Annotated in this window: 15 protein-coding genes and 1 tRNA gene; 5 read left to right on the top strand and 11 right to left on the bottom strand. The window is 67.4% G+C overall.

Annotation, left to right across the window (positions count from 1 at the left end; genetic code table 11):
- Positions 1–7: 7 nt before the first annotated feature.
- The 7 genes from KIV56_RS10270 to KIV56_RS10240 form a co-directional block, all read right to left on the bottom strand.
- Positions 8–376 (bottom strand): STAS domain-containing protein, encoded by a 369-nt coding sequence (locus KIV56_RS10270; protein WP_281533371.1) that lies wholly within the window; start codon positions 374–376, stop codon positions 8–10.
- Positions 369–824 carry an ATP-binding protein gene (locus tag KIV56_RS10265; RefSeq protein WP_281533370.1) on the bottom strand — a complete coding sequence of 152 codons (456 nt, stop codon included), beginning with the start codon at positions 822–824 and terminating at the stop codon, positions 369–371. Before KIV56_RS10265 ends, KIV56_RS10270 begins: the two co-directional genes overlap by 8 nt.
- Positions 821–1,951 carry a PP2C family protein-serine/threonine phosphatase gene (locus KIV56_RS10260; RefSeq protein WP_281533369.1) on the bottom strand — a complete coding sequence of 377 codons (1,131 nt, stop codon included), beginning with the start codon at positions 1,949–1,951 and terminating at the stop codon, positions 821–823. Before KIV56_RS10260 ends, KIV56_RS10265 begins: the two co-directional genes overlap by 4 nt.
- 267 nt (positions 1,952–2,218) lie before the next feature.
- Positions 2,219–2,551 carry an STAS domain-containing protein gene (locus KIV56_RS10255; protein ID WP_281533368.1) on the bottom strand — a complete coding sequence of 111 codons (333 nt, stop codon included), beginning with the start codon at positions 2,549–2,551 and terminating at the stop codon, positions 2,219–2,221.
- Positions 2,552–2,560: 9 nt separating this feature from the next.
- Positions 2,561–3,397 (bottom strand): dolichyl-phosphate beta-glucosyltransferase, encoded by an 837-nt coding sequence (locus KIV56_RS10250; RefSeq protein WP_281533367.1) that lies wholly within the window; start codon positions 3,395–3,397, stop codon positions 2,561–2,563.
- Positions 3,394–4,605 (bottom strand): oligosaccharide flippase family protein, encoded by a 1,212-nt coding sequence (locus tag KIV56_RS10245; RefSeq protein WP_281536123.1) that lies wholly within the window; start codon positions 4,603–4,605, stop codon positions 3,394–3,396. The genes KIV56_RS10250 and KIV56_RS10245 overlap by 4 nt, the downstream gene beginning before the upstream one ends.
- Positions 4,606–4,667: 62 nt before the next feature.
- Entirely contained in the window at positions 4,668–5,855 is a 1,188-nt protein-coding gene (locus KIV56_RS10240) for a glycosyltransferase (protein ID WP_281533366.1), read from the bottom strand.
- Positions 5,856–6,176: 321 nt separating this feature from the next.
- Between KIV56_RS10240 and KIV56_RS10235 the strand changes: the two genes are divergently transcribed.
- Positions 6,177–9,308 carry a hybrid sensor histidine kinase/response regulator gene (locus KIV56_RS10235; protein ID WP_281533365.1) on the top strand — a complete coding sequence of 1,044 codons (3,132 nt, stop codon included), beginning with the start codon at positions 6,177–6,179 and terminating at the stop codon, positions 9,306–9,308.
- 2 nt (positions 9,309–9,310) lie between these two features.
- Positions 9,311–9,823, top strand: a complete 513-nt coding sequence (locus KIV56_RS10230; RefSeq protein ID WP_281533364.1) for a hypothetical protein — start codon at positions 9,311–9,313, stop codon at positions 9,821–9,823.
- Positions 9,824–10,095: 272 nt separating this feature from the next.
- On the opposite strand, the gene KIV56_RS10225 is transcribed toward KIV56_RS10230, so the two are convergent.
- From KIV56_RS10225 to KIV56_RS10210, 4 genes are all read right to left on the bottom strand, one after another.
- A complete protein-coding gene (locus KIV56_RS10225) occupies positions 10,096–12,081 on the bottom strand; it encodes an HNH endonuclease signature motif containing protein (protein WP_281533363.1) in 1,986 nt (661 codons plus the stop codon).
- Positions 12,082–12,191: 110 nt separating this feature from the next.
- A complete protein-coding gene (locus KIV56_RS10220) occupies positions 12,192–13,976 on the bottom strand; it encodes an APC family permease (protein ID WP_281533362.1) in 1,785 nt (594 codons plus the stop codon).
- Positions 13,977–14,150: 174 nt separating this feature from the next.
- On the bottom strand, positions 14,151–15,770 hold the full coding sequence (locus tag KIV56_RS10215; RefSeq protein WP_281533361.1) for a carboxylesterase/lipase family protein: 1,620 nt from the start codon (positions 15,768–15,770) through the stop codon (positions 14,151–14,153).
- Positions 15,771–15,863: 93 nt separating this feature from the next.
- Entirely contained in the window at positions 15,864–16,598 is a 735-nt protein-coding gene (locus KIV56_RS10210; RefSeq protein ID WP_281533360.1) for a flavodoxin family protein, read from the bottom strand.
- 83 nt (positions 16,599–16,681) lie between these two features.
- Here KIV56_RS10210 and KIV56_RS10205 point away from each other — a divergent pair, with 83 nt between their 5' ends.
- From KIV56_RS10205 to KIV56_RS10195, 3 genes are all read left to right on the top strand, one after another.
- Positions 16,682–18,136 carry an MFS transporter gene (locus KIV56_RS10205; protein ID WP_281533359.1) on the top strand — a complete coding sequence of 485 codons (1,455 nt, stop codon included), beginning with the start codon at positions 16,682–16,684 and terminating at the stop codon, positions 18,134–18,136.
- 32 nt (positions 18,137–18,168) lie between these two features.
- Positions 18,169–18,241 (top strand) — tRNA-Arg (locus tag KIV56_RS10200).
- A gap of 130 nt (positions 18,242–18,371) precedes the next feature.
- Positions 18,372–19,139 carry a DUF427 domain-containing protein gene (locus KIV56_RS10195; RefSeq protein WP_281533358.1) on the top strand — a complete coding sequence of 256 codons (768 nt, stop codon included), beginning with the start codon at positions 18,372–18,374 and terminating at the stop codon, positions 19,137–19,139.
- Positions 19,140–19,197 lie beyond the last annotated feature (58 nt).

Raw genomic sequence — 19,197 nt, 5'->3', positions numbered from 1 at the left:
TGCGGCCTCAAATGTCTTGCTGCTGCGGCAGCATCCGGAAGATCTGGTCGAACTGGGTCAGCCGGAATACCCGCATCGCATGGTCGGAGTCCGGGCGCACGAGCACGACGTCACCGGCGCGGGACCGGCAGGTGCGCCGCTGCCAGACCAGCACGGCGAGGCCGGCGCTGTCCACGAAATCGACGGCAGCGAGGTCGAACACGACCTGGGGACATCCGGCGACGTCCGACTGGTCGAGCCTGGCGCGCAGGTCGGGCGCTGCAACGGCGTCGAGTCGACCGACGAGCGTCACGACGGCGAGTCCGCTGGCCGGCGTCGCGACGCCGACGGTGAGGTCACTGCGAGGGGACGCGCGGAAGGTGTCTGGATTATTCATGGCTGCTGCTCATTTCCGAGTGGTCGGCCGGCGGGGTGCGGTTGACACGGAGGGTCCAGCGGTTGCCGGTGTCCAACCGGTGGTAGCCGAGGTCGTTGACGAGTTTGCGGACGAGCATCAGGCCGTAGCCGCGTTCCTGGGGGACCCCGGCGACCGGGATCCGGACCCCGGTCGGGTCGAACGGCCGCCCGGGATCGGTCACACGGATCTCGACGACGGAATCGGTGATTTCGGCGCTGAACCGGATCTCCGCGGTAACCGGCAATCCGGCGTGATCGATGATGTTCATCGCGACCTCGTGCACAGCAAGTTCCAGACGTGGGGCGATCGCGCCGGCCTCGTGGTCGGGGAGATCGTCGAGCACGTCGTGCAGCCACGGACCGATTTTGCGGACCATCGCGGTGGTGCCCTCGATGACAAGGTCGACCGGAGTGGATGACGCGGTCATGAGACACCCTCCACTGCCCGGAGGATGACAAGGGTGCGGTCATCGGAGGGCGGGGTTCCATCTGCGTGCTTTTTCACGGCATCCAGAATATGGTGTCCGAGCCGTTCGGCGGACTCCTGCGGGAGCTCCACGCAGAGTTCGGTCAGACGGTCGTAGCCGAGCATGACGCCGTGGGCATTCTCCTGTTCGGCGAGTCCGTCGGAACCGAGTACCAGGGCGTCATTCGGCCGCAGGTCGAAGCGCACCGTCCGACCTCGCGGCTCGGGTAACACACCGAGCGGTGGCATCGACGCCGGAATGAGCTGGGTGATGCCGCCCAGCACGAGCATCACCGGGGAATGGCCGGCATTGCATACGTGGAGGGCGCCCGTGCTGGGCCGGTATGCGCCCAGGGCGACGGTGATGAACAGGCCGACGTCTTCGAGATAGTCGTAGAGTTCGATGCCCATCGCGCGCATCGCCCCCGCGGGATCGTCGGCGTCGTGGGTGAGGAAGGCCACCCGGGCGGCGCTGACGGCCCGTGTCATCACCATTGCCGCGGGGAGGCCCTTTCCTGCGACGTCGCCCACGGTGAACCACAGCACATCCCCGACGACCGCGAAGGCGAAGAAGTCCCCGCCGGCAAGGCTCGCCGGTTCCGTGTGGGCGAACACCTCGACTCCCGCCAGGGTCGGCGCCGGCTGGGAGAAGACTGCCTGCGCGAGGCTTGATGCGACCTGGTGCTCGCGCTCGAAAGTGGCGCGCTTGATCTCGAGGAGATGCAGCCGCGTGAGAGTGAACCGCATGTCGGCGGCGGCAACAGCCGCCTTGACCAGGCGCAGGTCGCCTGTGGTGTACACCGGTCCGTTCGTTCTGACGAAGGCGAGCGCGCGGATGCCGCCGCTCTGGTCGTTCAGGGGAGCGATCACAGCCTTCCCCTGTCCGACGAGTCTCGGCTCCAGATCGTCCGTACTCGTGGTCGCCTCGCGGATGACCTCCGTGAGCTCGTCCGAGTCCGAGGGCGGACCTCCCGTGGTGTGCACCAGGCGATCATCGACCATCACGACGAGGTCAGACGCTGTCAGCACCCTGGCCTGGTCGAGCAGGTCGTGAAGCGCCTCGGACATGCCGAGGGTGCTCAGGTTCACCTGGGTGAGAGCCCGAAGGGCAATCAGGTGATCCTGACTTGTGATCAGGGCTTCCGTGACATCGTCCTGGGCGGAGTAGATCCCGTGGATCGCATGGCGAATGGCGTTGGCGGCGTCGATGGCCTGGGGAGCCTGCGTTCCCGGAGACAGTCCAGTCGGAACCGGGTGGCCGGTGAATTTCGCTGACCCCGGCCGTCACCAGCAAGCGTTCGAGAGCGGCGTCGGCGAGGTCGCTCTCGATCAGGTGGGTTTCGGGGGAAGCCGGCGTCATGATGTGGGCGTGGTCGTGTCCGTCCGGGACTCCAGGGTGAACACCTGCTGGAGTTCGGTCAGTTCGAGAATGATGCGGACCGGGTCTGAGACGTTCACGAGAATGACTTCGCCGCCGACGGCCTTGGCCGCTTTCTGCGAGCGCAACAACTCGGCGAGGGCGCTCGAGTCGACGAACACGACGTTCGAGAGGTCGAGTCGCAGGGTTGCGTTCGCCGGGCCGATCAGGAGGTCGACGACATTGCGGAAGTCGCCGGTCTCGTGGGCGTCGAAACGACCGGCAAGGCTGACGGTCGTGTGGCCGATTCCGGATTCGGTGCGTATTCTCATCGTGGTTTCCTATTTGATCGATGCGACGGATGCGGGGGAAGAGGCGCGCGAGACGGGCGAATGGCCGGTGACGGTATACCCGCCGCGCAGGTCGTGGACCTTGATCTTGACGAGGTCTGCAACGAACTGCAGGCTCACCTTGGCGGCGTCGACCGTGGAGCCGGGAGCGTCGATCCATTCGACGGGGACTTCGGCCGTGCTCAGCCCGAGGCGTCCAGCGAGGTAGATCACTTCCAGATCGAAGGAGAAGCCGTCGACGACCTGGAGGTTGAACAGAGCCCGGGCCGCCGGAGCGGTGAAGAGCTTGAAGCCGCACTGCGTGTCGGCGATCTCGATGCCGAACCCGACCGAGACCATCACGTGCAGGCCCTTGCTCAGGACCTTGCGCAAGGCACTCTTGCCGCTCACTGCGGCGCCTGCGGCCGCCCGGGAGCCGACGACGACGTCGTAGCCGGCATCGATCTTCTCCATCAGGTTGTCGAATTGCTCGATCGGCGTCGACTGGTCCGCATCCGCGAACAGGATGAATTCGCCGCGGGCCGCAAGCATTCCCCGGCGGACTGCGTCACCCTTGCCCGTGTTCTTGGCGGCGACGAGCACGGTCATGTTCGGAAAGCGCAGGTCCTGGAGGAGGGAGACTGTCGTGTCCGTTGAGCCGTCATCGGCGATGATCAGTTCCCAGGGCTCGCCGCGGGAACACATGTGGGTGGCGATCGCGCCGACGGTCGGCAGGATCCGCCACTCCTCGTTGTATGCCGGGATGACGACGGAGACGCGTGGCGGCACCGTCGACTTCTCGGTGACCCACTTGCGGTATGCCTGGTAGGTGCCGGTTTCCGCGCTCATCTGGGCAGCCCTTCTTCGGTGGAAATATGGGTGGAAGATCTGGCGAGAACGTTGCGGGCGACCATCACGCCGAGCAGGAGCGCCATCGCCACGAATTGCACGGTGATCAGTTGCGCGGTCGACTCGTGCCAGACGAGCAGCAACACGAGCTGCAGGAGAGAAGCGCCGAGCAAGAGCCAGGACTGGGTGTTGCGTCCCTGGGACAGCTCATGGCTGGCCACGAGGTTCGCGATGGCGAAGAGGGTCGTCATTCCCGCGTATGCGGCGAGGGGCGCAGAAAGGTCGCCATAGGCCGGGCCGAGGATGAAGCCCAGCACGGGGCCGCCCAGCAGCAGCGCGCCGAACGTGCACGCCGCACCGATGCCGGCGACGGCCGCGATGCCGCCGGTCAGCAGGGACCCGGTGTCACCGCCGCTCGCGTGTCGGCGCGCCACGACAGGGAACACGACGGTCGCGACCGACCACGCCAGGAAGAACACGGCCCGGCCGACGAGGGCTATCGCGGCATAAATCCCTGCGGCATCGGGGGAAAAGAACGCCTTTGCGACCAGGACGTCGCTGTTGTTGGCGATGATCTGACCGAGCAGGAGCACCGACACCAGGACCGCGTAGCCGCGCACCGTGACCAGGTCGGGTGCGGCTCCGGTCCGTCCTGGTCCGGTCCTGGCAAGCATCTTCACGGCGAGCCAGGTGGCGACGAACGACGCCGACAGGCCGATGGTCGCACCGTTGACGCCGAAGCCGAGAGCGACGAGGGCCACGCCACAGCCGAGACGCACAACCATCTCCACCACGAAGGACGTGGCGAGGCCGGGGAAGCGCAGCCGACCCTGCATGACACCCCGGCCGACGGACTGCACGAGGTAGAACGGCATCCCGGCGCCGAGGATGACGAATGGCCAGAATGAGGCGGTGTGGAATACCTGCGACCAGAGCGCACTGCCTCCCGCGAGGACCAACCCGGTCACGATCCCGGCACCGAGCGCATAGCCGCGCAGGGTTCGTGCGAGCCGGTCGGAACGGGCCGGCTCGCCGGATTCATCATAGATTCCGACGAAGCGGGCCGCCACGAGCTGCAGGCACAGCGCGATCGAGGTGATGGTGAGCATGAGCGTCACCATCAGGTTGGCATCCGAGAACTCTGCTGGGGTCAGCACCCGGCCGAGGAACAGGTTGAGCACGTAGTTCCCGGCGTTGGCCACGATCATGGCCACTGCAAGAGCGGTTCCGCCACCCACCAGGGAGGGGCGCGCGGAGGAAGATTCCGCCGTCACCGCTTGGCCCGCCTGTCGATCAGGCGCTGGATGTGGATCAGGTGCCAGTGCACGACCTCGGACATCGGGATGCCCGAAGCGGCCGCGAAGTTGCGACGGCCGAGCGACACTCGCTGTTCGGGGTGGTCGAGCACCTCAGCGAGAGCGTCGGCGAGACTGGTCGCGTCACCCGGTTCGAAGTAGACGCCGAGGAAGCCCTCTTCTTCGATGATGTCGACCAGGTCGCCGATGCGGGGCAGCACGGCGGCGCGGCCATACTCGCCGGCCTGGTGCAGCACACCCGAACTCCCGGTCGTGGACGTGTAGGGGAAGGCGACGACGGTCGCCGAGGAGAACAGCGGCGCCACCTCCTCCTCGGCGACATAGCCCGTGAAGACGAGGTCAGGCAGGTCGGAGAAGCGTTCAGCGACCGACTGCATGTAGCCGGCGGAATTCGGGCTGTCCGTGCCCGCGAGTACGAGTTCGAGGTCTCCGTACCCGCGCTCGAGGAGCTCCTGGTATGCCTCGACGAGCACGTCGACGGTCTTGTATGTGCCCCATTTGCCGAAGGCGAGGATGCGCCGGCGTCCGGCCGGTACGCCGAAAGAGGGGAGCGCGACTTCCTCGAAGCTTCCGTGCGGTGCGAGGAGGGCGTTCGTCGCGCCGTAGCTCTCCTGCAGGTATTCGACGTAGCGCGGGATGGTCAGCGCCACCAGGTCCGCGCGAAGCAGGGCGCGGGTGAGGATGCGTCCCGCGAATTTCATCAGGCGCGCCGTCGTCGCGGAGCCCGCGAAGCCGGCATCCTGCATGTCGACGTTGTCCGCGAGGTTGTGCAGTACGACGACGGTCGGCACCCGGGAGAATCGCAGCAGGGCGGGGATCAGCAGCCCGAGCGCTCCGGGGATGCGCTTGTCCCCGAACGTGGCGAACTGGAGGTTGAACAGCACGGCGTCCGGGCGCGTGCGTCGGATCGTCCGGGTGAGTCTCACGATGTTCGCCACGCTGTTGAAAGTCCAGCTTGGGTACACCGTCACGCCGTCGAGCGGGGCCGGAGTGCCGGCATCCGTCACGTCGGCGTACAGCAGAACCTCGCCGACCTCGGCCTGCCGGGCGAGGTGTTTGACGAGGTGGAAGCCGAACTCGTTCAGGCTGTTACGGCCCGGGGGAAAGGCCGTGACGACACCGACCCGCAATGCCCCGCTCATCGGGGCGGAACCAGACCCGCCGGCGTCAGTGCGTATGGGTTCATGCGTACCCCCTGTGGATCGTGAAAACCGCAACGGCGCTCGCCGACGGCCGTGTTGCATTCAATTGCCTGCCCTACGAGCTCGGAACCGAGCACATCTCGAGGTGAAACCGGGCAGTGCACCACGTGACTTACTCCTGTGTTCGCGCGGTGTCTTCGGGGGTACCGTGCAGACACAGTATGACGTATCCTCAGGGGGAATTGTATGCAAATCTGGTCGATCCGGAATGTGCACATCCCTACCCGTTTCCTCGTTCGACCAAGAAGAGAGGCCCCAGACGTGGGACCTGACCGCCCCGACCTCGACCAGACGCCCTCGTCGCCGAACCGCGCGATCGTGATGCCTCGTCCCGTGTTCGTAGCCTTCGTCGTGGTGAGTCTGGGGGTCGCCGCGTACGCCTGGGCCACGGTGACCAGCGTCGCGGCCGAACGTCCGGTCTGGGTCGACTACGCGTACTACCTCGGGCTCGAATTCGCGGTGGCGGGGCTGGTGTTCACCCGGGCCGTCCTGGTGAAGGCCGAACGACTCGCCTGGGCGTTGCTCGGCGCGGCGATGCTGTGCATCGCCGCGGCAGACACGGCCGAGTCGATTCTTTTCCCGCCGCGGGTTCCCCATGGGGCTTCGCTGGCGGCCATCATTTTCTTCGCCCTCTTCCTGGTGCTCGCGGTGTCGTTCCTGCTCGTCCTCATGCGGCGACGGCTCAACCCGACGTCGGCGACCGTCTGGCTGGACGGTGTCATCGCCGGGCTCGGCCTCGTGGCCGTTGCGGCGGCGCTCCTGTTCAGACCGGTCTCGGACATCGTCGTGGACGACATCCTGGGCCTGGCTTATCCGGTCTCGCCGCTGATTCTCGTCGCCCTGCTGGTGTGCGCCCTGACCGTCTACGGTCGGCGCCCGAGCCGGGCATGGCTCCTGCTGGTCACCGCCTTCCTGGGCTTCGCACTGGCCAACACCTTCCTCGTGGCCGGCGTCGCAAACGGCACCTATATCCGGGGCGGACTCGTCGACGTTGCGTGGCCCGTTGTCGGCGTCCTGCTCGGCGTCGCCGCGTGGAGCCCGGGCGTTTCGGCCCTGCCCGACCGGGCGAGTGCAACGCTCGCGCTTGCCGCGCCGGCGATCTTCAGCATCTGCGCACTCGGCGTGATCGTCGTGAATGAGTTCGTGCCGCTCGCCTCGCTTGCCGTCTTCGTCGCGTTCTGCACCCTGTTGGTCGGTGCGGTGCGACTGGTGCTTGCGGTGCGGGATGCGGATCGGTTGCGGGTGCGGCAGGTGGAGTTGAATGTGAGTCTGGGGTTGGCGCGGGATGCGGCGTTGGCGGCGACGACGGCGAAGTCGGCGTTTTTGGCGACGATGAGTCATGAGATTCGCACGCCGATGAATGCGGTGATCGGGATGACGGGGTTGTTGCTGGATACCCGGTTGGATGCGGTGCAGCGGGATTATGTGGAGACGGTGCGGCGCAGTGGGGATCTGTTGCTGGATTTGATCAATGACATCCTGGATTTTTCGAAGATCGAGTCGGGTGGGTTGGAGTTGGAGGATCGTCCGTTCGATTTGATTTCGGCGGTGGAGGATTCGGTGGGTTTGTTGGCGGTCGCGGCCGATAAAAAGGGTTTGACGTTGTTGTGTGATTTTGCGGATGGGTGTCCGTCGTGGGTGAGCGGGGATGTGACGCGGTTGCGGCAGGTTCTGGTGAATCTGGTGGGTAATGCGGTGAAGTTCACGGAGTCGGGCACGATCATGGTGCGGATCGAGCCGGCGACGCAGGTGGTGCCCGGTGGGTCGGGGGAATCTGGGGTGGTGGCGCTCAGGTTCCTGGTGTCGGATACCGGGATCGGGATTCCGGAGGATCGGATGCCGCGGTTGTTCCAGTCGTTCAGTCAGGTGGATGCGTCGACGACGCGGGTGTATGGCGGTTCGGGTCTGGGTTTGGCGATCAGTCAGGCGCTGGTGGAGATCATGGGGGGCCGGATCGAGGTGACGAGCACGGTCGGGGTGGGCTCGACCTTCGCATTCACCATCGCCTGGCGGGAAAGCCCGTCTCCGGAGCGTCGCGTGACTGAAACGATCTCGCTTTCTGGTCTCCGCGCCCTGATGGTGGACGACAACGAGGCCAACCGTCGGATTCTGTCCGGTCAGCTCTCCCGGTGGGGGATGACATGTACCGTGACGGCGACATCCGCTGAGATGATCGCGGACGCCCGGAACGGCCCGGTTCCCGATATCGCGATCCTCGACATGCAGCTGCCGGGGATGGACGGCGCCGCGGTCGCGCGGGTGCTTCAGGACCTCCCGGGATGGCAGGACACCCCGATGATCCTGCTCACGAGCATGAGCGCGACACTGAGCAAGGCGCGCAAGGCGCCGTTCGCCGCGGTCCTGACGAAGCCGGTGCGCAGCGCGCAACTGCAACGCGTCGTCATCGAAGTGCTCTCCGGCCAGGTCGCTGTGGGTGCCGAAACGCCCGCGCGCGCGGACGCCGTTTCCGGATTGCGGATCCTCCTCGCGGAGGACAACCTCGTCAACCAGAAGGTCGCGCAATTGATGCTCGCCAAGGGCGGTCACCGCGTGGACACCGTCAGTAACGGTCTGGAAGCCGTTCAGGCGGTCCAACTCGGCGACTTCGACGTCGTCCTGATGGACGTGCACATGCCGATCGTGGACGGGCTCGAAGCCACGCGGTTGATCCGGGTACTGGGCGACAGTATCCGCCAGCCCATGATCATCGCGCTGACCGCGAGTGTTACGGCGGAAGCGCGCCGGGCCTGTGCCGACGCGGGCATGGACCAGTACCTCAGCAAACCGATCCGGGTCGAGGAACTCGTGGAGGCCCTTGCCCTCACCACCAGGGTTCCGGCGCGTCAGTCCGTTCCGTCCGTGCCCGTGCGTGCCCTCAGCGAGCCGAAAGATGAATCGGTTCCGGTTCCGGTGCCGAGTCCAGTGCCGGAACCCGCAGCCGACGTCCCTGCGAAGCTGGCGGCAGAGAAAGTCCCGGTGCTCGACCCCGAGTTGTTCGGCTACCTCGACGAGATGGGCGCCGAGACCAAGGCCGTTCTGTTGCAACACTTCCTCGACGAAAGCGGCGGCCACGTCGCGGCCCTCCAGGCCGAGCTCGACCGCGGCAACCTGGTGCAGGCCGCGTTCATCGCCCACCGGCTGCGCGGGAGCAGCGCCACGATCGGGGCCAGCTCGCTGGCGGGGGTGTGCGGTGAGATCGAAGCCTGCGCCAACGAGGGCGGACGCATCACGGAGGATCACCTGGCCAGGCTGGAGGCCGCCATCGCCGAGGTGACGGCGGTACTCGTGCCCCACCCTCGCCGCTACGCTCGACGCGGGGTGACCCTGCTGCTCGTCGGGCAGCATCCCGTTGATTTCCTGACCGCGAGCGGTCGTCAATCGTCGCGGCGCTGAGCGTGGTGGCCGTCTTCGCGGTCATCGGTATCGCCGTGTACTCGGCGACGACCGGCACCCATGGAGACGAGCGAACGGCCGCTGCGGCGGAGGGACCTGCGACGCAGTTCACTCCGCAGGCGACGTCTGCGGGACTGGCGCCCTCGACCGGGGCCCCTGAACTGGAGAGCCTGGGCCGGGTGCACCCGAGCCCGGGTGCGATCGTCGCGGCGGCCGGTCCGTTCGACGACCGGTTCGTGCTGGAGGACCTCGCCTTTGACGGGGGTTCGGTCTCGGGTGCCGTGCGCGTGACAAGCGACGTGAGCGACGTGCTCGACCTCGAGGTGCCGGCCGGGTTCTATGACGCCGATGGTGTCCTGGTCGGCAACGGTCGTTTCGTCCACCACCTGAGCGAGGACACCACCCACACCGGTCCGCCCGTGGAACGTCAGGAGTTCACAATCGCGGTGCCCGCGGACGTGTCCGGTCGGGCCGTGGCTGTGTCGATCGGCGTCCCTGTCCTCGTCAACGAATGAGTTGACTGCAAAGTCGACACCAAATGAGTTGACACCAAATGAGCCGGCAGCGAATGGGTCGACAGTGCATGAGTCGACAGCGCATGAGTCGACTACGAATGTACCGGGCACGAATACATCGGCTACAAATGTGCCGGATACGAACGCGGTCGGGTCGGGTGCCTGTGCACTGGCCCGGCCGTCGTCGAATCCCGATGGTCACCATCAGTGCGGTGCGGTGCGGTGCGGTGCGGTGCGGTGCTGTGAACGTGACGAGGTGAGCTTCGTGCGGATCAGAACCGGCCATCAACCGGCAGGACTGGGTTCTTGCTGGTCAGGAGGACGGGTTGATGGTCGGGGTCGAGTCCGGGTGGCGGGGTGAGCCAGTACTGGCCGGTGTGGTCTCGGGTGATGTGCCAGTGTTCGTTGTGGAGTCTGAGGTGGTCGGACCGGCAGAGCAGGATCCCGTCGGCCAGGTTGGTCTCGCCCCTGTCGTCTTTCCAGTGTCGGATGTGGTGGGTTTCGGTCCAGGAGGGTGGTCGGTCGCAGCCGGGCCACATGCAGCCGCCGTCGCGAAGGGCGAGGGCGGCGCGTTGGGCGGGGCTGAAGGTGCGTTGTTCCCGGCCGAGGTCGACACCCCTCCCGTGGTCGTCGAAGGTGACGTCCAGGAGTCCGCTGTCGCACCGGTTCCGTTCCACGGTCTCGGCCGAGACCGTGACCGCGGTCCCCTCGATGAAGCCCGGCTGGAGCGTGGGCGTCTCAGTTTCGGGGCCCGCAGCGGCGTCGGAGGCGAGTGCATCCGCGGCCAGAGTTGGGCCGCCCGTTTCAGTGCCACCGGCTGCGGCCCCGATAGACGCGGTGCTGACCTGGGTGGTCCCGGTCGGTGCGGTGCTCGTGGGTGCGGCCCCGGTCGACGCGATCCCTGTGGGTGTGGTCTCGGACTGTGAGGCGCCGGTGGGTGCGGTCCCGGTCGGTGCGGCGTCGGTCGCCGCTGGCCCGGCGGGCGACGACCCTGTCGATATCGCCCCGGTGGGTGTGGTGTTCCTGGGGCGGATGGTGACCATGCGCACGGCGGGGCTGCGGCCGCCGGCGATGCGTTTCGGGTCGGCCTTGACGCCGAGTTTGGTCAGGGCGAGGAATGCGTCGGCGGTGAGCTGCTCGGTCGTGCGCGGGTCGTCCTGTACCCGCTTCGCCCACGCGGCCTGCTCCTTGTCGACGAAACGGACCCCGCCACGCCTTGGGCTGGTGATGGCGTCGTAGGTCTGCATCAGGTATTCGCCGTCTTCCGGGGCGAACAGGCCGACCAGGCGGACCTGCCCCGTGTGGAGCCGGTAGAACCGCAGGGACCGGTCGTCGTAGGCGGCTTTCTCGCGGGCGGCGATGCCAGCCTCATCGAGTACGTCCCGCACCCTTCTGGCCCGTTTGAACAGCTGGTCGGCGTTCAGGGTTCGTGCCTCCGTGAGGAGCCGGGTGAGGGCGCTGGCGAGTTTCTCCGGGGTGATCGCCCGATCTAGGTCGCCGAGACCTTTGCGGAGCGCGTCTGCCTTCTCGACGCTGAGCCAGCCCTCGGCGAGGGCCCGGCCGATCGGGGCGTGCCACGGCGGCACCGCGGCCGCCGGAACCGGTGGCACGTTCGGGGCGGTCCCATCGAGGGGCGGTTGCTCGCTGTTCCCGCCCTGCCCATCGAGCCCATCGCTCCCGCCGTGCCCGCCCTGCCCGTCGAGAGTCGGTGTGCCATCGAGCAGCTTCTGGGCCTCGGCGGCTTCCCGGGCGGCCTTCTCGGCGGCGTCGGCCTCGGCCAGTAGCCTGCCCACCCCGAGGAGCTTGACGGCATCGCCCTTGCTCGACCCGGAGATCGACTGCAGCAGGTCCTCCGGGGTCCGGAAGCCCTTCCGGGCGGCGAGGCCCTTCCCGCCGAGTTCGGGCCGGGACCGGCGGGCGAGGGTCGCCGCGAACCAGGCCGCCTGTGTGTCGAGGGCCCGCCGGGCCCTGGCGATGAACACCTGTCCTTCCAGCACGGCCTCGTCGGTGAGCGCGTCGACAATCGTCGACGAGCCACCGAGCCCGGCGATGACATCCGCCAGCGACCGCAAGCCGGCGAGCACACCGCCGCCCTGCCCCGGGTTATTTAGTACCGGGCGGCCCTGCCCCGGGTTATCCAGCACCGGGTTATCCAGCACCGGGTTATCCAGCGCCGGGCCGCCCTGCACCGACTCGCCGAACACCCGGTCGCGATACGGCTGATCGGATGTAGCGGGCGATACCGGGAGGGTGGTCATGCCCTCACGTTACGACCGACCACCGACACTCTCTGAGCAAGGCTCAGGTCTGTGGAAACTCCCGTTGATCAGGTATCTGTTGAGGACAGAACCATTCGATCACCCGCCGGCTATTCGTCGTCGGTCTCGGCGCGGGGATGCCGTTTCGTGTCGGTCGGGGGCAGTGCGCCGGGCCTGGTGACCTCCTCGCCGGTTTCGGCGTTGACGGCCGTCTGGCCGGGCGGAAGGTTCGACAGGTCCGGCGCGATCATGGTCGGCATCAGGCCGGAGTCCGGCAGGCCGAACCGTGCAATCGACTCCGCTTCTGTCGTGGCGAGCACGAGGTCGTCGGTCTGGCGTGGCAGGGTGCGGCCGCGGAAGAAATTCGGGTTGATCGCCCACCAGATCAGCATCACGATCACGCCGAGCACCAGAGCGCCGATCCCGACGACGGCGACGGCGCCGATGCCGAAGATCGTGACGTTGTTCCCGTTGTCGTCGGTGAGCCAGTCGACCGTGGCGTACTGCTGCAGCCCGTAGACGAAGGCGGCGGTCAGCATCAGGCCGCCGAGCAGCGGGAAGAGGCCCCGCATGATCACGTTCCGGAACGACGACCACATCGACCTGCGGTAATACCAGACGCACGCGAAACCGGTGAGCCCGTAGTAGAAGGCGATCATCAGGCCGACGGAGCCGATCAGCGCCCCGAGCAGCTGGACACTGATCAGTGTGAAGAGCAGGTAGAACCCGATCGAGATGCCACCCATGGCGAGCGTGGCCCAGGTCGGCGTCAGGTACCGCGGGTGGATCTTCGCGAAGCGCGCGGGCAGGGCGCGGTAGACGCCCATCGACAGCGCCGTGCGTGCGGTCGGCAGGATCGTGGTCTGCGTCGACGCGGAGGCCGAGGTGAGGATCGACGCGGAGAGGAGGAGCATGGCGAGGTTGCCGAGGGTGCTGTCGCCGAACAGGGCCGGCCCGATCGCGGCGAAGACGTCCGCCGAGTTCGCGTCGTTGCCGAGCCCAACGCCGTCGGTGCCGACGCCCGCGAAGGCGACCGCCGCGACGGTCACGAGGGCGTAGGTGCCGAGGAGCAACAGGGTGCTGATGATGGCTGCGCGGCCGGGAGTCTTCGCCGGATCGGCCGTCTCCTCATTGACCGAGACGGCCGTGTCCCAGCCCCAGTAGATGAACACGGCGGTCAGCACGGCCGGGGCGATCACGCTGCCGAAGTCAAGCGTGAACGGGTTGAACCAGTCGAGTGTCGGGGTCAGCGAGTAGCTTTCCGCACTCCCGGTGTAAACGCGGATGAGGGCGAAGACCGCGAAAATGATCAGTGCGACGACCTCGATGCCGAGGAGCACGTACTGGATGCGGGCGGAGAGTTCGATGCCGCGGTAGCAGATCCAGGTCATGATCACGATCCAGATCACGCCGGCGACCGTCGACCAGAACTGGTCGTTCGCGAGGTCGGCGACACCGGTCAGTCCGAGGTCGCCCATGAAGGTGAAGGAGTACGAGCCGGCGACCTGGGCGAGGTTGGCCATCACGATGACGTCTGCGGCGATGATGCCCCAGCCGCCGAGCCAGCCGGTGATCGGGCCGAACGCTCGGGTGGCCCAGGTGAACGTCGTTCCGCAGTCAGGTTCCGCCTTGTTAAGTTCCTGGTATGCGACGGCTATGAGGTACATCGGCACGAAGGCGAGAAGTACGATCCCCGGCGCCTTGACGCCCGCGAGGAGGGCTCCGCCGCTTGCGACAATGAAGCCGAGGCTCGCGGCGAGGCTGTACGCGGGGGCGGTCGACGCCATTCCGACGACCACGCTCGACAGCAGGCCGAGCGCCCCGCCTTTCAGGCCCTTGCTGTCGACCTGGTCGGAACGTTTCTCGCCGGCTTGGGACGAAGCGCTATCGGTCATCAGTACTCCCCACAGGAGGGCCGACCGGGGTCGGCAACAGGGCGGAACAGGACGAACGCGGTCCCTCAGCGGTGAGCGATCGTGATTGACATCGTTCTACCCCTGTTTCCCGCGGCCCGCACCTGCCGAATGTTCCGGTTTCGCATGTTTCTGGGCCGCGGGAGGGACCGGCGATCACCAGTCGGGCAGGAATTCCTGCCAGACCGCCCGCCGGTCCCCGCGGGGATCCGACTCGACGCGGTCCGCCGCGTCGATGATGAGGGTCAGGCGGTCCTCCTCGGTGAAGCGGGGCCAGCCTGCGTCGGGACGGCCCGTGACCGCGAAGTGCAGCCAGTTCCGGCGCATCCGCTCGCCCGCGTTGATGAAGTGCTCGCGACCGCCGAGCACGCTCATGATCCGGGCGACGGGCAGGTCGGCCTGGTCGAACAGCGCGAAGAGCTCGATGCCGTGGGTCGCGCCGAAGCCGAGCATGTGCATCAGGCGCGGCGCGAGGTCGAAACGGTAGACGTACACCGGCGCGATCCTCGAGTGCAGCTCGCCGAGCTGCAGGCTCGGGTACCAGAACACGAAGTCGCTGCCGAAATCGACGGAGCCGCGCAACGGCGACAACCCCGCGTACGCCGCGCGCATCGCCTCGTGCGCGCTCTCCGGCGCCTGGTCGAAGATGGCGTTGATCCGGGGGGCCGAGCGCGGCAGAATGTCGACCCTGCCGCGGAAGAGGGTGCCTTCCCTCTCGTTGGAGCCGATGATGAGCGGGACCCGGTGTTCGCGGCCGGCGCGGAAGGCGTCGACCGGGCGTTCCGGCAGGAAGTCCCCGTCGACGACGGGCACGAGGCAGAAGGTGCCCGGGTTCGAGTCCGGGGTCCGGGTCTGCACCGCGACGGCGGCCTGGGAGATCACGTCGGCCGGTGCCATCGTGAGCAGCTGGTCCGGCGCCAGGCCGACCGCTCCGGCGTCGGCTTCCGTGAGCGTGCGCAACTCCTCGACGACCTCCTCGGCCCAGGCATCCGTGAGTTCGCGCGAGAACGCGGCGTTCGATGGCGAGCTCTGGGCGATTGCGCGCGCGAAGAGCCCCTCGGCCGCCGGCGTCGCCATCAGCGTGACGACCGCGTTTCCACCCGCGGATTCCCCGAACACGGTGACGTTGTTCGGGTTGCCGCCGAAGGCGCGGATGTTGTCCCGCACCCAGCGGAGGGCGGCAACCTGGTCGCGCAACCCGAGATTGCTCTCGAGAGGGTGCTCCGGTGTCGAGTACCGGGTGAAGTCGATGTAGCCGAGCGCCCCCAGGCGGTAGTTGAAGCTCACGTAGACGATGCGGCCGCTCCGCACGAAGCGCTCGCCGCGGCCGGTGAAGTCCTGGGAGGAACCCACGCTGTAGCCGCCGCCGTGAATGAATACCATCACCGGCAGGCCGAGGCGCCGTGGGTGCGCCGCGGCCGGTCGAATGACGTTGATGGTCAGGCAGTCTTCTCCCGAGGGCCTGCGCGGCCCGTGCGCGCGAAACTGCCCGCGGTGCGGTTGCGAGGCGATCTTGCCGAACTTCGAGGCGTCACGGATGCCCGTCCACGGTTCCACGGGACGCGGCGCCCGGAAGCGCCCTTCGCCGACCGGCGGCGCCGCATACGGGATCCCTCGCCAGGCCAGGATCCCGTCCTCGTGCACCCCGCGCACGAGCCCGCCGGTGACGCGGACGTCGAGTCGTCCCCGGGGGAGTGCAACGGAGCGCAGGGGCATTCCCAGACCCGGGTCGGCGCCCGGGTGCTGTTCGTCGTCGAGGGTCACTGCTGTGGACATGCGCTCCTCCTCGGGGGACTGTTCTGGAGTTGTCTGGGTCCTTCAGGTCGGCGGTGATCGTGCGGGGTTCGGGGCGGCGGGCCGGTTGCCGGGTCAGCGGTACTCGGGGTTGGGTTCGAAGCCGAAGCGCTCTCCGGAGTCCCAGTCCTTGCGGAGATTCCCATAGGCGGGGAAGCCGCCGTTGGCCTTCAGGATCGCCGCGAGGTGCATCAGGTTCCAGGTCATGAAGGTCGTGTTGCGGTTGGTGAAGTCATTTCCGGGGCCGCCGGACCCGGCATCCAGGTAGCTCGGCCCCGGCCCGATCTCGCCGATCCAGCCGGCGTCCGCGGCGGGCGGGATCGAGTATCCGATGTGCTGCAGGCTGTAGAGGATGTTCGACGAGCAGTGCTTCACACCGTCCTCGTTGCCGGTGATGATGGCGCCGCCGACCTTGCCGTAGTAGACGTACTGGCCCTTGTCGTTGAACTCCCCGCTCATCGCGTAGAGCCGCTCGATCACGCGCTTCGTCACGGAACTGTTGTCGCCGAGCCAGATCGGGCCGCCGATCACGAGGATGTCCGCGGTCCTGACCTTGTCGAAGAGCGCCGGCCAGGCATCCGTCTTCGAGCCGTGCTCGGTCATGTCGGGATAGACGCCGGTCGCGATGTCGTGGTCGATCGCCCGGAGCGTCTCGGCGTACACGCCCTGCTCGTGCATCAGGTTCATGCTCAGGTCGATGATCGCCTGGGTGTTGCTCGCTTCGGGGCTGCGCTTGAGCGTGCAGTTGATGAACAGGGCGCGCAGTCCGGAGTAGTCGTAGGAGGCCTGGGTGTTGCGGCTCGGGGTCATGGCGCCAGTGTGGCACCTGCTCCGCGCACCGGCTACCCCGGGTGCGGGTTCACTTCAACCGGGATCCGGGGTTGAATTGCCGGGTGACTCCTCGCGAACGCCGTATCCTGATCGTCGCCATCCTCTCCTCCTTCGTCGCCTTTCTCGACGGTTCGATCATCAACGTCGCACTCCCCGCGATCTCGCGCGAACTCGGCGGCGGACTCACCCTGCAGCAGTGGGTCGTCGACGGCTACCTGCTCTCCCTCGGCGCCCTGATCCTCGTGGCCGGCTCACTCTCGGACACCTTCGGCCGGATCCGCGTGCTGCGGGTCGGCCTGATCTGGTTCGGGATCACCTCGCTCGCGTGCGCCGTCGCTCCCTGGGGCGCCGCGCTCGTCGTCGCGCGCATCCTGCAGGGCGCTGCAGCCGCCCTGCTCGTCCCGAGCTCCCTCGCACTCATCACCTCGACGTTCAGAGGACCGGCCCAGGGCCGGGCGATCGGAGCCTGGACCGGCTGGACCGGCATCGCGGGCATCGCCGGCCCCATCCTCGGCGGCATCCTCGTCGACACGAGCAGCTGGCGACTCGTCTTCGCGATCAACGTGCTGCCGATCGTGGTGACCCTCGTCGTGCTCGCCGGGGTGCGGGAACCGGCGCGCACCGGTCCGGCGGCCCGGATCGACGTCGCCGGTGCCTGCCTCGCCGTCGTCGGCCTGGGCGGTCCCGTCTTCGCGCTCATCGAGCAGGGCAGGCTCGGCTGGGGCAGCCCCGTCGTCTTCCTGCCTCTTGTCATCGGGTTGCTTTCCCTCGCCGCCTTCATCTGGTGGGAGGCCCGCGCACCGCACCCGATGATGCCCCTCGGCCTCTTCCGGGCGCGCAATTTCTGGGCGGGCAACCTCGCGACCGTCGGCATCTACGGCGCCCTGAGCCTCGGCTTCTTCATCTTCGCCGTCTACCTGCAGCAGGTCGGTGGCCTCTCGGCGACGAGCGCGGGACTCGCGGGCATCCCGGCGACCCTGATGATGCTGTTCTTCTCGACGCTGTTCGGCGGGCTCGCGGGCCGGTTCGGCCCGCGACTCTTCATGACCCTGGGCCCGATCGTGGCGGGCAGCGGTTTCCTCCTCCTCACCCTCGCCGTTCCCCCGGTGGATGTCTGGCGCACCGTGATCCCCGGCATCGCCGTCGTGGGCCTCGGGCTCGCCGTCACGGTGGCGCCCCTGACCGGCGCCGTGCTCGGCTCCATCCGCCCAGAGCAGGCCGGAATCGGCTCGGCGATCAACAACGCCGTCTCCCGGGTCGCCGGACTCATCATGATCGCCCTCGCCGGCACGATCGCCGGCGAGCAGCTCGGCGTCGCCGGGTTCCAGCGGGTCCTGGCGGTCACCGCCTCCCTGATGTTCGCCGGCGCCCTCGTCTCCTGGCTCGGCATCCGCACCCCGAAGAGCGTGGCGGATGCCGCGACACCGGTGGCAGGCGAGCACACTTTAAACGCTGCATCCGGTGTCTCTCGCAAGCCCTCGAACGGGAGGGGCCCGGAAATCTGTTATAGTTTCTAAGTTGTCTTCGCGAAGGATTTCGCCTGGCACATGCGCTCGTAGCTCAACGGATAGAGCATCTGACTACGGATCAGAAGGTTGGGGGTTCGAATCCCTTCGGGCGCACAGTATGAAAGCGGCTCACTTCGGTGGGCCGCTTCTTTTTTTCCGCCGCGGTATTCCCCGCGACCCTTTTCCCGGCAGGGTCGGAGGGGGAGACTGTCCGCATCAGGACAGTCGAGCGAGGGAGACCTCTATGAAGACCTATCCAAGCGAGCGGTGGGTTCGCGCGTTCGTCGGGGATGTGACACTGGTGGAGAGCCGCGACCCACTCCTGTTCTGGGAGGACGGCTTTCCCGTTCCCGGCTATGCGTTCTCTCCGGCGACCATCGATATGACACGGCTCTCCGAGTCCGGTGCGGCGCCGGAGCGCGGCGGCTTCGACTTCTTCGGCCCGAAGGGCCAGGTGCAGACGTGGTTCGATGTCGTCGTGGGTGGGCGGGTGATTCCGCACGCAGCGTGGATGCTCGCCGGACTCGGCGACCGGATCGTGTTCAGTTGGCGTCCGGGCGGGATCGATCGGTGGCAGGAGGAGGATATCGTCGTCTGGGCTCATCCGCGGGACCCGTTCCACCGCGTCGATGCTCTGCCGAGCAGTCGGCACGTTCAGGTGTCGGCGAACGATGTCCTCCTGGCCGAGAGTCGGCACCCGGTGCTCCTATTCGAAACGGGGCTCCCTCCGCGCTTCTACCTCCCGCAGGCCGACGTCAGGCTTGAGTTGCTCCGGGCGACGACCACGACCAGCGTCTGCGCCTATAAGGGGCAGGCCGATCAGTACTGGGATGTTGTCGACGACCCGAACCTCGCGAACGTCGCCTGGAGCTATACCCGGCCGTCTGCCGCTGTAGCGGAGATTGCGGGCCTCGTCGCGTTCTACAACGAACGGGTCGACATCACCGTCGATGGGGTGGCTCTGGGGCGCCCGGTGAGTCCGTTCAGTGATCCGGCGCAGCGCCCCTCGTAGGGCCCGTGTGCGATCCTCCGTGACGTGACCCGGCCGACCACCCCGCATCGCGCCGCGA

The organism is Cryobacterium breve, from assembly GCF_027594785.1.
GTDB classification, from domain to species: domain Bacteria; phylum Actinomycetota; class Actinomycetes; order Actinomycetales; family Microbacteriaceae; genus Cryobacterium; species Cryobacterium breve_A.
This window is presented reverse-complemented; position numbering and strand designations above follow the sequence as displayed.